Genomic DNA, 13,609 nt, shown 5'->3' on the forward strand with positions numbered 1-13,609 from the left:
ATCCGCGACTGCACAAGCCGCGGATGCGAGGGACCTAACGCTCGATTTTGATTTCCGTGCGACGGTTCTGTGCACGGCCGTCGGCGGTTTTGTTATCGGCAACCGGCTGACTTTCACCGGCACCGGCAACCGACACGAAGTTGCTGCGCGGCACGCCTTGCTCGATGAGGTACTCAACCACCGAGTGCGCGCGTTTATCCGACAGTTTCTGGTTGTAGGTATCGCTGCCCACGCTGTCGGTATGGCCGGTAACGGTCAACCGGGCTGTAGGGGCCTCCGCTTTCAAACGAGTGGCGATCTTGTCGAGTACCAGTTTGTCAGACGGAGTGAGTGTGGCTTTGTCGAACTGGAAGTGAACATCGCGGATGACGATGGTTTCTTCCTTGACTACGACGACCTCTTCAACCACTGGAGCTGGAACTGGTGGAGGGCAACCATCGGCATCGACCTTCACGCCTCGAGGCGTACCTGGGCACTTGTCGCGACTATCCGGCACGCCGTCGCCGTCTTCGTCGCCATCACCGTGAACCCAGCAATAGGCCGCCGCTGTACCGCCGACCACCAATGCTCCCCAACCAGCCCATGACGAACTTTCGATCGCACCAAGGCCCGCACCCGCGACACCACCGACTGCCGCACAGATCGGCCAGTCGGTTTTCTGCAAACCTGCACAACCAGTCAACACACTGGTTAGCAGAACCAGGGGTAACGCTGTCCGAACTATGCTCATCTAGTTTTCTCCTGAAGGATCGGCTTAGAACCGATTCAGGGAGTAAAGACCGGAGTTTAAAACTCCGCCAGCAATAGGCCATTGCTGTTTTGTCCCGTATTCACGGGGGAACGACACTTTTACGGCAAACCCGCTCTAGGCTCGAACTGGCGGGCAGGCTAGTCTTGGCAGATCTGAGTGAGGATCTTCGATGATTGCAGGTATTTCTTCGCGTACGCCGCAACAGGCGCTGGCCGCTTTGCTGGATCGTTACGCCCCTTCGCGCCTGTTGCTGATTGGCGCCAGCGAGTTCCCCGCCCTTGAAGCCTTCAAGCTCGCGCACCCGGACAGCTGTGTGGCGCACGCGGCACCCGGGGCGTTGCCTGCCGAACTGGCGGCGCGCCGGTTTGACCTGGCGCTGGTGGTCGACTGCCTCGAACACCTGCCCAAACGCGCTGGTCTGAATTTGCTCGGCGGCATCCGCAACCTCAATGCCAGCCGCATCGCGGTACTGGCCGACTTGCCGGCCAGCGGCTGGCAGGAAACGGATTTTTTCTCCCTGGCCCTGCAAGCCAGTGAACGCTTCCAGCGCGACGATCAGGTACTGACCCTGTTCACCTATGATCTGCTTGATTACAAACAAGTGCCCGACTGGCTCAACTCGCGGTTCTGGGCCAATCCGGAAAACTTCGGGAAATATTGGTGGTAACGCAATGAGTACATCCATTTGCCCTTGCGGCAGCGGCACCCTGCTCGACGCCTGCTGCGGTCATTACCATGCCGGCCATCCGGCCCCTTGCGCCGAAGCCTTGATGCGTTCGCGTTACAGCGCCTATGTGCTTGGCCTGATCGATTATCTCGTGGCCACCACCCTGCCCGCCCAGCAGGCCGGGCTCGATCGGCAATCGATCAGTGACTGGAGCGCCCAAAGCACCTGGCTGGGCCTCGAAGTGGAAAGCTCCGAAGTGCTTGGCGGCCAGCCGGAACACGCTTTCGTCACTTTCACCGCACGCTGGCACGATGGCAGCGGTGAACACAGTCATCGCGAACGCTCGTCGTTCGTACAGAACGCCGGCCGCTGGTACTTCATCGACCCCACCGTCCCACTCGACATCGGGCGCAACGACGCCTGCCCTTGCGCCAGCGGGCAGAAGTTCAAGAAGTGCTGTTCGGGGTATTTCGGCGCATGAGGTGATGCGCTTGAAAGATCGCGGCCAAAGGCTGCGATCTTTTAACGACTAGACTGGGGATCAAGGAGGACAACACCACCATGATCACCCGACGACTCACACACTATCTGCTCACCCTGACCTTTTGCCTGGGGCTCGGCGGCTGCGCCTCCTGGTTCAGCACCGATGAACCGGACCCCGAGGTGCATCTGGTCAAGGTTGAAGTGGTGCGGGCCAAGCTCATGGAGCAGAAATTCGTACTGCACTTTCGCATCGACAACCGCCGAGACAGCGAGCTGACCGTGCGCGGCCTGGAGTATCGCATTCACCTGGCTGATATTCTGCTGGCCGAAGGCGAACATGAACACTGGATCACCGTCGACCCCAAGGCCAGTCGTTTCTATAAGGTGCCGATCCGCACCAACCTGTGGCCCAAGGTCAGAGACCTGGTCAAACAACTGAAAAGTCCCGAGCAGGCCATTCCCTATCGACTGGAAGGTGAGATGGAAACCGGTTTATTCATCGCCCACTACGTGCACCTGACGCGTAATGGCGTAATAATCCCCGCCGATCTAATTCCGGAGCAACCCCGATGACCCAGCAACCCCATGTCCATGGCCCTGACTGCAACCACGATCATGACCACCATGATCACGACCATGGCCATGTCCACGGCCCGAACTGCGGCCACGCCCACCAGGAACCGGTGCGCAACGCCCTGAAAGACGTCGGTCGCAACGACCCTTGCCCATGCGGCAACGGCAAGAAATTCAAGAAGTGTCACGGCGCCTGATGCTTCGGGCGAAGAGTTTCTTCGCCTGTTGAATCGCTTTCGCGAGCAGGCTCGCTCCCACAGTGGATCTGTGCCAGACACACACTTTGTGTAGGCGAGCAGATTTAATGTGGGAGCGAGCCTGCTCGCGAAGAACTAGAAAACGCCGCGTTGAACCTGTAAGCACGCGTTATCGTTAACGACCATCGCGAGCAAGCTCGCTCCTACAACGTCAGGATCTGCACGCTGCTGACCACGGTCGCGTACTCCCCATGCAGATTCCCCAGCGACATCCCATGCACCTCCTCGGCTGACCGGGCATGACCGAAGAAATCGGTCTTGTCGAAGGTAAAGCACGCATCCTCCACCACCCACGTATCAAACCCCAGATTGCCCGCCGTTCGCGCCGTGGATTCCACCGAGTTGTGGGTCGCCACGCCCACGATGACCAACTGCCCGATCCCCGCTTCGCGCAACCCTGCCTCCAGTGCCGTCGAACAAAACGCATCCGGCACCTGCTTCTGAATCAGTTGCTCGCCAGGCAATGGCCGAAACCGCTCCTGAAACTCCACACCTGATTGCTGTGGCCAGAACACCGAGTCTTTCGAGCGGGACAAGTGCTGCACGTGAACGATCGGTCGCCCGCTGCGGCGCCAATAGCCCAACAGATCCAGGATGCGCTCCTCGGCTTGAGGATTATTCCGGCGACCCAGTCTGGGATGGAGGATGCCTTTCTGTTGATCGATGATGATCAGTGCTGCGTTTGTCTTGAGCTCCATGCCGACTTTTCTCACCCTGATAAACTGAATTTTCGTACTTCAACATCACAATCCAGCGGCAGGCAAGCCTGAAACGCAATCAGGATGACTTGGACAAATCCTGAAATAAGATCTTCCCCCGCTTGCGCCGCCCCCTCCTGCTCACTAACGTAGCGACTTTATTGCGCTACCACCCCCGCAGGAGCTTTGCCATGGCCTCGCCAGCCCTTACACATTTTCTACCCCGGTTCGGCGTTGCCGCAGCAGTGGCGGGGGTTTTGAGCCTGACCGGTTGTCAGAGCTTCAATGCCCAGGACACCCTGCCGCCCACAGTGGGCGTACAACCGTTAAAGGGGCTGGCACAGAACGTTTCGGTGCGCCGCAATGCCATGGGCATGCCGTTGATCGAAAGCAGCACGTTCCATGACGCGCTGTTTACCCTCGGTTACGTGCACGCCAGCGACCGCATCACGCAAATGGTTACGCTGCGTTTGCTGGCCCAGGGGCGCCTGGCCGAAATGCACGGTTCGGACCTGCTGGATGCCGACCGCTACATGCGTGCAGTCAACCTGAAGAAAAGCGCCGCTGAGTTGTACAAGGCGTCTTCGCCACGCCTCAAGCGCTTCTTTGAAGTCTACGCCCGCGGGGTAAACGCTTACCTGTTCCGCTACCGCGACAAACTGCCGGCTGACCTCACCGCCAGCGGTTACAACCCTGAATACTGGAAGCCGGAAGATTCGGCGCTGATTTTCTGCCTGCTGAACTTCAGCCAGTCGGCCAACCTGCCCGAAGAGATTTCCACGCTGGTGCTGGCCCAAACGGTGACCACCGACAAGTTGCCGTGGCTGACGCCTTCAGCGCCTGACGAAAAACTGCCGTTGGCCGAAAGCGAAAAGCTGCAAGGCTTAAAGCTCAACGGACAACTACCGGGCCTGGTGGAGATCAGCAAAGCCACAGGACAGCTCTCTGACCTGAATCTGCTGGGCGCCACTTCCTCGAACAACTGGGCCATTGCCCCGCAACGCAGCCGCAGCGGTAAAAGCCTGTTGGCCAGCGACAGTCATGGCCCGATGGGCGTGCCGTCGTTGTTCAGCTACGTACAGATTCGCGCACCGAAGTACCAGGCCTCCGGTGTGACCATCGCCGGCTTGCCGATGGTGCTGGGCGGGTTCAACGGCAAAGTGGCGTGGAGCATGACCACGGTCATGGGCGACAACCAGGACCTGTTCCTGGAGAAAATCAAACGTCAGGGCAATGGCCTTGCCTACGAATCCAATGGCAAATGGACGCCTGCGATCGTGCGCAACGAAACCTATTTCGTCAAAGGCCAGCGGCCGATTCGCGAAGCGGTGTACGAAACCCGCCATGGCCCGCTGCTCAACAGCGCCCAGGGTCTGGCCCAGGGCAGCAGTTTCGGCATGGCCCTGCAGACGCCGAACTTCACCGACGACAAAACCCTGGACGCGTTTTTTGACCTGTCCCGTGCACAGAACGTCGAGAAGGCCTCGGATGCCAGCCGCGAGATCCGCGCCATCGCCTTGAACCTGGTGTTTGCCGACGCCAGCAATATCGGTTGGCAGGTCACCGGCCGCTACCCGAACCGCCGCGAAGGCGAAGGTCTGCTGCCCTCACCGGGCTGGGAAGGACGCTACGATTGGGACGGTTACGCCGACCCGATGCTGCACCCCTACGATCAGGACCCGGCGCAAGGCTGGCTCGGCACCGCCAATCAGCGGGTCATTCCCCATGGCTATGGCATGCAACTGTCCAATTCCTGGTCGGCGCCTGAACGTGGCGAACGCCTGGCCGAACTGGCCGGCGCGGGTAAACATGACACCCGCAGCCTGATTGCCATGCAGTACGACCAGACCACCACATTCGCCGCCAAACTGGAAAAGATGTTCGAAGCGCCAGGCATGGCTCAACCGCTCAAGCAGGCCATCGAAGCGCTGCCGGTTGCCGATCGCGGCAAGGCGCACGAAGCCTATACCCGGTTGATGGCGTTCGACGGCAAACTCAGCCCGACCTCTGCCGACGCGGCAATCTACGAGCTGTTCCTGCAAGAAAGCACCAAACAGATCTTCCTCGACGAACTGGGGCCGCAAAGCAGCCCGGCGTGGAAAGCCTTCATCGCCAATGGCAAGTTGTCATACGCCGCACAGGCCGATCACTTGCTGGGGCGCGAGGACAGTCCATTCTGGGATGACGCGCGCACCGCGCAGAAGGAAGACAAGCCGGCCATCCTCGCACGCAGCCTGGCCGCGGCGATCAGCGCCGGCGACAGTCAGTTGGGCGGCGATCACAAGGCCTGGCAGTGGGGCAAACTGCACCGCTACGAATGGAAGAACAGCAGTGGCCAGACCGTGCGCGGTCCGCTGCCGGCCGGCGGCGATCACACCACGCTCAACACCGCCGCGTTCGCCTGGGGCCAGGATTTCAACACCACGCTGGTACCGGCCATGCGCTTTATCGTCGACTTCGGCCAAGCCGAACCGCTGACAGGCCAGCTCGCCACCGGCCAGTCCGGCAACCCGGCCAGCCCGAACTACCTGAACAGCATCGACCCATGGGTCAAGGGGCAATACATGAGCTTGCCGATGCAACCGCAGAACTTTGACCGGGTATACGGAACCAAGCGATTGACCCTGACACCGGGGAAGTAACACCGGGTAAAAAATGTGGGAGCGAGCCTGCTCGCGAAGGCGGTGGTTTAGTCAATAAGACGTTGACAAGGAGAGCCCCCCCGCGAGCAGGCTCGCTCCCACAGTTGAACGGTGTTGTTCATGAAATCCCGATAGAACTTCTCGCCTCGCGCGAACCTCATAGCTAACAAGTGCCTCCAGTTGGGCAACAACATGGATCTTGTTATCGCGCGTCCCGAAGGTTTGTACTGTCCCGCGGGGGATTTCTATATCGACCCGTGGCGCCCGGTCGAGCGTTCGGTCATCACCCACGCCCATGGCGACCATGCGCGCAGCGGTAACCGGCACTATCTGGCGGCGGCGCCCGGCGAAGGGATTCTGCGCGCGCGATTGGGACAGGACATCAACCTGCAAACGCTGCCCTATGGCCAACGCTTGCTGCACCACGGCGTCACCTTGAGCTTTCACCCCGCCGGCCACGTACTCGGCTCGGCCCAGATACGCCTGGAATACGGCGGTGAAGTCTGGGTCGCTTCCGGTGATTACAAAATCGAGCCCGACGGTACCTGCGCGCCGTTCGAGCCGGTGCGTTGCCACACGTTTATCACCGAATCGACCTTCGGCCTGCCGATCTATCGCTGGCAACCCCAGGCGCAGGTCTTCGCCGAAATCAATCAGTGGTGGCAAGCCAATGCTGGCGAAGACAAGACCAGCGTGCTGTTCTGCTACGCCTTCGGCAAGGCCCAGCGCATCCTCCACGGCATCGACGCCAGCCTCGGACCGATCCTGGCCCATGGTGCGGTTGAGCCACTGAACCGTGTTTATCGCGAGAGCGGCGTCTACCTGCCGCCGACGCTGTATGCCGGCGACGTCAAAAAGAGTGACCCGATCATGCGCAAGGCGCTGGTCATCGCCCCACCCTCGGCTGGCGGCAGTACCTGGATGCGCCGCTTCGGCGATTACAGCGACGGTTTCGCCAGCGGCTGGATGCGTCTGCGCGGTACCCGTCGGTGGCGCGGCGTGGATCGTGGTTTCGTGCTGTCCGATCACGCTGACTGGCCCGGCCTGCTCTGGGCCATCGAGCAGACCGGTGCCGAACGGGTGATGGTCACCCACGGCTCTGTCGCGGTGCTGGTGCGCCACCTGCGCGAAAAAGGCCTCGACGCCCAAAGTTTCAATACCGAGTACGGCGATGACGAAGAAGAACCTCAAACCACTGAACCCGAGCACGTCGAGGTACTGCCATGAGGGCTTTCGCCGAGTTGTACGCCGAACTCGATGCCACGACATCGAGCAACGCCAAACTGGCGGCCATGCAACAGTACTTTTCTCAGGCCGCCCCGGAAGATGCCGCATGGGCGGTGTATTTTCTGTCCGGAGGACGACCCAGGCAGTTGGTCCCGGTGCGCATCCTGCGGGAACTGGCGGTGGCGTATTCAGGCCTGTCGCCGTGGTTGTTCGACGAGAGTTATCAGGCCGTGGGCGATCTGGCGGAAACCATATCGCTGGTGCTGCCCGAAGTGCCCCACACGTCCACTGACGGGCTGGCGGTATGGATTGAAGACAAACTGCTGCCATTGCGCGGCGAATCTCCCGAGGTGCTGGCCGAACAGCTCCCCAGGCTCTGGTTGCAACTGGACCGCGCCAGCCTGATGCTCTGCATCAAATTGATCACCGGTAGTTTCCGCGTCGGCGTCTCCAAGTTGCTGGTAACCCGCGCACTCGCCGCCATGGCTCATCTGGACAGCAAACGCGTGGCGCAACGCCTGGTGGGTTACACCGACCTGTCCAACCGTCCGAGCGCGGCCAGTTACTTGAAGTTGATCGCCACAGAATCAACCGACGAGCATGCCCAGCGCGGTGGCCAGCCGTATCCATTTTTTCTCGCCCATGCCTTGGCGCAACCGGTCGAACAATTCGAAGCACTGCTCGGCCCGGCCAGCCATTGGCAAGTGGAATGGAAATGGGATGGCATCCGCGCCCAAGTGGTCAAGCGCGCCGGGCGACTGTGGATCTGGTCGCGGGGTGAAGAATTGGTCACCGAGCGTTTTCCCGAACTGGAGAGCCTGATCCACTGCCTGCCCGACGGTACGGTGATCGACGGGGAAATCTTGGCCTGGAAAGCCGATCACCCTGGAACCGAGGACGCCTTCAACCCTCAATCGCCGTCATCACCCGCCGTGCAACCTTTCGCCTTGCTGCAGCAACGGATCGGCCGCAAAACCCTGAGTAAAAAGATCCTGAGCGATGTGCCAGTGGTCATCCTCGCCTACGACTTGCTGGAATGGGCCGGCGAAGACTGGCGCAACCAGCCGCAGGCCCGGCGTCGCGCGCAACTGGAACAGGTCATCGCCCACAGCAACCACCCGGTGTTGCTCGCTTCGCCGTTGCTCACCGGCGATGACTGGTTCGACCTCGCCCGGCAACGCGAAGCGTCTCGCCGACTGGGGGTCGAAGGCATGATGCTCAAGGCCCGCGATGCGCTCTATGGCGTTGGCCGGACCAAGGACGTTGGCGTCTGGTGGAAATGGAAAGTCGACCCGTTCAGCGTCGACGCTGTGCTCATTTATGCGCAACGCGGTCACGGACGCCGGGCCAGTCTATACAGCGATTACACCTTCGCCGTGTGGGACGGTCCACCAGGCGCCAGCGCACGCGCGCTGGTGCCGTTCGCCAAGGCTTACTCGGGGCTGACCGATGAAGAAATGCGCCAGGTCGACAATATCGTGCGCAAGACCACGGTGGAGAAATTCGGCCCGGTGATCAGCGTCAAACCCAGCCTGGTGTTTGAACTGGGGTTCGAGGGGATTGCCTTGTCCAAGCGGCACAAGAGCGGGATTGCGGTGAGGTTTCCGCGGATGTTGCGCTGGCGGCAGGACAAAACGGTTGAGGAAGCGGACAACCTGGCGACCTTGCAAAATTTGCTCGGCTGACGAGCCCTTGTGGCGTGGGGTTATCTGTGGCGAGGGGATTTATCCCCGTTGGGTTGCGCAGCAACCCCCAAATCTCAGTGTGGTCACAAAGGCTGGGACTGCTTCGCAGTCCAACGGGGATAAATCCCCTCGCCACAAGCAAGCTCCCTCGCCACAGGGATTTGCGACTGCCTGATCCATATCAGTGCAGGCTTTCCACCGCGCCCGTTTTCGTGCACTAATCCCATCCGGCAATTTCCCGAAAACCTTTTAAACGCTTGTTCGGCACTCTGGTTCGGAAATTGCTACTTTCATTAGGTCTTACGCTTACCAGTAACAATAATTCTGCGCCACAAGCGCTCATATTGGTTCTTAGGGATTGAATAATGAAAAAAGCATTGCTGACCCTTTCTGCACTGGCATTGTGCGTCGCTGCTGGCTCTGCGCTGGCAAAGGAATACAAGGAATTGCGTTTCGGCGTTGACCCTTCCTACGCACCGTTCGAGTCGAAAGCGGCCGACGGCAGCCTGGTGGGCTTCGACATCGATCTGGGCAACGCAATCTGCGCCGAGCTGAAGGTCAAGTGCAAATGGGTCGAAAGCGATTTCGACGGCATGATTCCGGGCCTCAAGGCCAATAAATTCGACGGCGTGATCTCTTCGATGACCGTCACCCCGGCCCGCGAAAAAGTCATCGACTTCTCCAGCGAACTGTTCTCCGGCCCAACCGCCTACGTGTTCAAGAAAGGTTCCGGCCTGACCGCAGACGTCGCCTCGCTGAAGGGCAAGACCGTAGGCTACGAGCAAGGCACCATCCAGGAAGCCTATGCCAAAGCCGTGCTGGACAAGGCGGGCGTGAAAACCCAGGCCTATCAGAACCAGGACCAGGTGTATTCGGACCTGACTTCCGGTCGTCTCGATGCCGCGATCCAGGACATGCTGCAAGCCGAACTGGGCTTTCTGAAGTCGCCAAAAGGCGAAGGCTACGAAGTCAGCCAACCGGTCGACAGCGAACTGCTGCCATCCAAGACGGCGATCGGTATTAAGAAAGGTAACACCGAGCTGAAAGCGCTTTTGGATAAAGGTATCAAAGCGTTACACGATGATGGCACCTACGCCACTATTCAGAAGAAACACTTTGGCGATCTGAATCTGTACAGCGGCAAATAATGCCCGGCGCCCATCTCGCGATGGGCGCTTTTTTCATCCGATCAGGTTGCTGATTTATGTTCGAAAACCTCCTGCAAAATCTGGGGCTCTCAGCCTTCAGCCTCCAGGGCTTCGGTCCGTTGCTGATGCAAGGCACCTGGATGACCATCAAATTATCGGCGATGTCGCTGCTGGTGGCCGTGTTGCTCGGTCTGCTCGGCGCCAGTGCCAAACTGTCGAAAGTCAAATTGCTGCGCCTGCCTGCCCAGTGCTACACCACGCTGATTCGCGGGGTGCCGGATCTGGTACTGATGCTGCTGATCTTCTACAGCCTGCAAACCTGGCTGACATCGCTCACCGACTACATGGAATGGGAATACATCGAGATTGACCCGTTCAGCGCCGGCGTACTTACCCTGGGCTTCATCTATGGCGCGTACTTCACCGAAACCTTCCGTGGGGCCATCCTCTCAGTGCCTCGCGGCCAGGTCGAAGCGGCCACCGCCTACGGACTCAAACGCGGCCAGCGGTTCCGCATCGTGGTGTTCCCGCAAATGATGCGCTTTGCCTTGCCGGGTATCGGCAACAACTGGATGGTCATGCTCAAGGCAACCGCGCTGGTGTCGATCATTGGCCTGGCCGACCTGGTCAAGGCCGCCCAGGATGCGGGTAAAAGCAGCTATCAACTGTTCTACTTCCTGGTACTCGCCGCCCTGATCTACCTGGTGATCACCAGTGCCTCCAACATCATTCTGCGCTGGCTCGAACGCCGCTACGCTGCCGGTACACGGGAGGCCGTACGATGATCGAACTCCTGCAGGAATACTGGAGAGCCTTCCTTTACACCGACGGTCAGAACATCACCGGCCTGGCCATGACCCTGTGGCTGCTGAGCGCTTCGATTTTCATCGGCTTCATCGTATCGATTCCGCTGTCCATCGCCCGGGTTTCACCGAACGTCCTGATTCGCTGGCCGGTGCAGTTCTACACCTACCTGTTCCGTGGCACGCCGCTGTATATCCAGCTGCTGATCTGCTACACCGGGATCTACAGCCTGGCCTCGGTGCGTGAGCAACCGCTGCTCGACAGCTTTTTCCGCGATGCGATGAATTGCACCATCCTGGCCTTCGCCCTGAACACCTGCGCCTACACCACGGAGATTTTCGCCGGGGCGATCCGCAGCATGGCCCACGGTGAAGTCGAAGCGGCCAAGGCCTACGGCCTGACCGGCTGGAAGTTGTATGCCTACGTGATCATGCCTTCGGCCCTGCGTCGCTCGTTGCCGTATTACAGCAACGAAGTGATTCTGATGCTGCATTCGACCACCGTGGCGTTCACCGCGACCATCCCTGATGTGCTGAAAGTCGCGCGGGATGCCAACTCGGCAACCTTCCTGACCTTCCAGTCGTTCGGCATCGCCGCGCTGATCTACCTGACCGTCACCTTTGCGCTGGTCGGCCTGTTCCGTCTTGCCGAACGCCGATGGCTGGCCTTCCTCGGGCCGACCCACTAGGGCTCAACACTGCTTCAGGAAACAAGAGATGCGCCACCAGATTCATGACCTGCAGTCTCCCCTGCCGGGGACCGCACGCCAGATCCACAGCTTCCACTTCGGCCCGACCTCGGCCCGAGGCAAGATCTACATCCAGTCGTCCCTGCACGCCGATGAAATGCCCGGCATGCTGGTGGCCTGGCACCTCAAGCAACGCCTGGCGGAGCTGGAAGCCGCCGGCTGCCTGCGCAGCGAAATTGTCCTGGTGCCGGTCGCCAACCCGGTCGGCCTGGAACAAGTGCTGATGGATGTACCGCTGGGCCGCTACGAGCTGGAAAGCGGGCAGAACTTCAACCGCTGGTTCGTCGACTTGAGCGAAGAGGTCGGCAACGACATCGAAGGCCAACTCGGCGAAAATCCGCAACGCAACCTCCATCTGATCCGCAACAGCCTGCGTCAAGCACTGGCACGCCAGACCGCCAGCACCCAGTTGCAATCCCAGCGCCTGACCCTGCAGCGGCTGGCCTGCGATGCCGACATGGTGCTGGACCTGCATTGCGATTTCGAAGCGGTCGCGCACCTGTACACCACGCCCGAAGCCTGGCCGCAGGTCGAGCCGCTGGCGCGCTACATCGGTTCCGAAGCCAGCCTGCTGGCCACCGATTCCGGCGGTCAGTCGTTCGACGAATGCTTCACCCTGCTCTGGTGGCAATTGAAGGAGCGCTTCGGCGAGCACTTCGATATTCCACTGGGCAGTTTTTCGGTCACCGTCGAACTGCGTGGCCAGGGCGACGTCAATCACCCACTGGCCAGCCTCGACTGCCAGGCGATCATCGACTACCTGATTCACTTCGGTGCGATTGCCGGCGAACCGGCGCCCCTGCCCGACCTGCCCTACCCGGCCACGCCGCTGGCCGGTGTCGAACCTGTGGCCACGCCGGCCGGCGGCCTGCTGGTGTTCACCGCACTGCCGGGGGAATACCTGGAAGCCGGGCAACTGATCGCCGAAATCATTGACCCGATCTCCGACCGTGTCACACCGGTCCATTGCACCGCCGCCGGGTTGATGTACGCCCGTTCGCTGCGCCGCATGGCCACCGCCGGCATGGTGATCGCCCACGTCGCGGGCGCCGAAGCCTATCGCAGCGGCTACCTACTTTCGCCTTGAGGATGCTTGTTCCATGTACAAACTGACCATTGAAGGCCTGCATAAAAGCTATGGCGATCATGAGGTGCTCAAAGGCGTTTCGCTCAAGGCCAACACCGGCGACGTCATCAGCCTGATCGGCGCCAGCGGCTCGGGCAAAAGTACCTTTCTGCGTTGCATCAACTTTCTCGAACAGCCCAACGACGGCGCCATGAGCCTCGACGGCCAGGCGATTCGCATGGCCAAGGATCGCCATGGCATGCATGTCGCCGATCCCGATGAACTGCAAAGGATCCGCACCCGTCTGGCCATGGTGTTCCAGCACTTCAACCTGTGGAGCCACATGACCGTGCTGGAAAACATCACCATGGCCCCGCGCCGGGTGTTGGGCTGCAGCAAGCAGGAAGCCGAAGACCGTGCCCGCCGCTATCTGGACAAGGTCGGGTTGCCGGCACGGGTGGCCGATCAGTACCCGGCGTTCCTCTCCGGCGGTCAGCAGCAACGCGTGGCGATTGCCCGGGCGCTGGCCATGGAACCGGAAGTCATGCTGTTCGACGAACCGACCTCGGCGCTCGACCCGGAGCTGGTGGGCGAAGTGCTCAAGGTGATCCAGGGCCTCGCCGAAGAAGGCCGGACCATGATCATGGTCACCCACGAAATGAGCTTCGCACGCAAAGTATCGAGCCAGGTGCTGTTTCTGCACCAAGGCCTGGTGGAAGAAGAAGGCGCACCGGAAGACGTGCTGGGCAATCCGAAGAGTGAACGCCTGAAGCAATTCCTGAGCGGTAACCTCAAGTAACCGCCCCGTCCCCCTGTAGGAGCGAAGCTTGCTCGCGAAGGTGTGTCAGGCACCACGGTGT

General features: G+C 60.4%; 14 protein-coding genes. 12 read left to right on the forward strand and 2 right to left on the reverse strand.

Annotation, left to right across the window (positions count from 1 at the left end; translation table 11 throughout):
• Positions 1–34: 34 nt before the first annotated feature.
• Complete coding sequence (locus ACW9HW_RS07980; protein WP_095195372.1) at positions 35–730, reverse strand: OmpA family protein; 696 nt, start codon at positions 728–730, stop codon at positions 35–37.
• A 190-nt stretch (positions 731–920) separates the two neighbouring features.
• Between ACW9HW_RS07980 and ACW9HW_RS07985 the strand changes: the two genes are divergently transcribed.
• The 4 genes from ACW9HW_RS07985 to ACW9HW_RS08000 all read left to right on the forward strand — a co-directional run bounded on the left by ACW9HW_RS07985 (position 921) and on the right by ACW9HW_RS08000 (position 2,671).
• On the forward strand, positions 921–1,418 hold the full coding sequence (locus ACW9HW_RS07985; protein WP_095195371.1) for a DUF6231 family protein: 498 nt from the start codon (positions 921–923) through the stop codon (positions 1,416–1,418).
• A gap of 4 nt (positions 1,419–1,422) precedes the next feature.
• On the forward strand, positions 1,423–1,899 hold the full coding sequence (locus ACW9HW_RS07990; protein ID WP_095195370.1) for a YchJ family protein: 477 nt from the start codon (positions 1,423–1,425) through the stop codon (positions 1,897–1,899).
• 80 nt (positions 1,900–1,979) lie between these two features.
• A complete protein-coding gene (locus ACW9HW_RS07995) occupies positions 1,980–2,474 on the forward strand; it encodes an LEA type 2 family protein (protein ID WP_457399288.1) in 495 nt (164 codons plus the stop codon).
• The gene (locus ACW9HW_RS08000) at positions 2,471–2,671 is read left to right on the forward strand and encodes an SEC-C metal-binding domain-containing protein (RefSeq protein WP_034146774.1); all 201 of its coding nucleotides are present in this window, start codon (positions 2,471–2,473) and stop codon (positions 2,669–2,671) included. The genes ACW9HW_RS07995 and ACW9HW_RS08000 overlap by 4 nt, the downstream gene beginning before the upstream one ends.
• Positions 2,672–2,874: 203 nt before the next feature.
• Here ACW9HW_RS08000 and ACW9HW_RS08005 read toward each other — a convergent pair whose 3' ends face one another.
• A complete protein-coding gene (locus tag ACW9HW_RS08005; protein ID WP_457399290.1) occupies positions 2,875–3,429 on the reverse strand; it encodes a cysteine hydrolase family protein in 555 nt (184 codons plus the stop codon).
• A 191-nt stretch (positions 3,430–3,620) separates the two neighbouring features.
• Between ACW9HW_RS08005 and ACW9HW_RS08010 the strand changes: the two genes are divergently transcribed.
• The 8 genes from ACW9HW_RS08010 (at position 3,621) to ACW9HW_RS08045 (ending at position 13,548) form a co-directional block, all read left to right on the forward strand.
• Complete coding sequence (locus ACW9HW_RS08010; protein WP_457399292.1) at positions 3,621–6,071, forward strand: penicillin acylase family protein; 2,451 nt, start codon at positions 3,621–3,623, stop codon at positions 6,069–6,071.
• Positions 6,072–6,263: 192 nt separating this feature from the next.
• Positions 6,264–7,298, forward strand: coding sequence for a ligase-associated DNA damage response exonuclease (locus ACW9HW_RS08015; RefSeq protein WP_457399293.1), 1,035 nt, complete (start codon positions 6,264–6,266; stop codon positions 7,296–7,298).
• Positions 7,295–8,983, forward strand: coding sequence for an ATP-dependent DNA ligase (locus ACW9HW_RS08020; protein ID WP_457399295.1), 1,689 nt, complete (start codon positions 7,295–7,297; stop codon positions 8,981–8,983). Before ACW9HW_RS08015 ends, ACW9HW_RS08020 begins: the two co-directional genes overlap by 4 nt.
• Positions 8,984–9,348: 365 nt before the next feature.
• A complete protein-coding gene (locus ACW9HW_RS08025; protein ID WP_095197438.1) occupies positions 9,349–10,131 on the forward strand; it encodes a transporter substrate-binding domain-containing protein in 783 nt (260 codons plus the stop codon).
• Between the two features lie 56 nt (positions 10,132–10,187).
• Positions 10,188–10,916 (forward strand): ABC transporter permease, encoded by a 729-nt coding sequence (locus tag ACW9HW_RS08030; protein WP_095197439.1) that lies wholly within the window; start codon positions 10,188–10,190, stop codon positions 10,914–10,916.
• Positions 10,913–11,623: an ABC transporter permease gene (locus ACW9HW_RS08035; protein WP_095197440.1), complete on the forward strand. Its 711-nt coding sequence runs from the start codon at positions 10,913–10,915 to the stop codon at positions 11,621–11,623. Before ACW9HW_RS08030 ends, ACW9HW_RS08035 begins: the two co-directional genes overlap by 4 nt.
• A gap of 28 nt (positions 11,624–11,651) precedes the next feature.
• Positions 11,652–12,770: a succinylglutamate desuccinylase/aspartoacylase family protein gene (locus tag ACW9HW_RS08040; protein ID WP_095197441.1), complete on the forward strand. Its 1,119-nt coding sequence runs from the start codon at positions 11,652–11,654 to the stop codon at positions 12,768–12,770.
• A gap of 13 nt (positions 12,771–12,783) precedes the next feature.
• A complete protein-coding gene (locus ACW9HW_RS08045; protein WP_095197442.1) occupies positions 12,784–13,548 on the forward strand; it encodes an ABC transporter ATP-binding protein in 765 nt (254 codons plus the stop codon).
• Positions 13,549–13,609: the final 61 nt, after the last annotated feature.

Source organism: Pseudomonas sp. SDO5532_S415 (assembly GCF_054071155.1).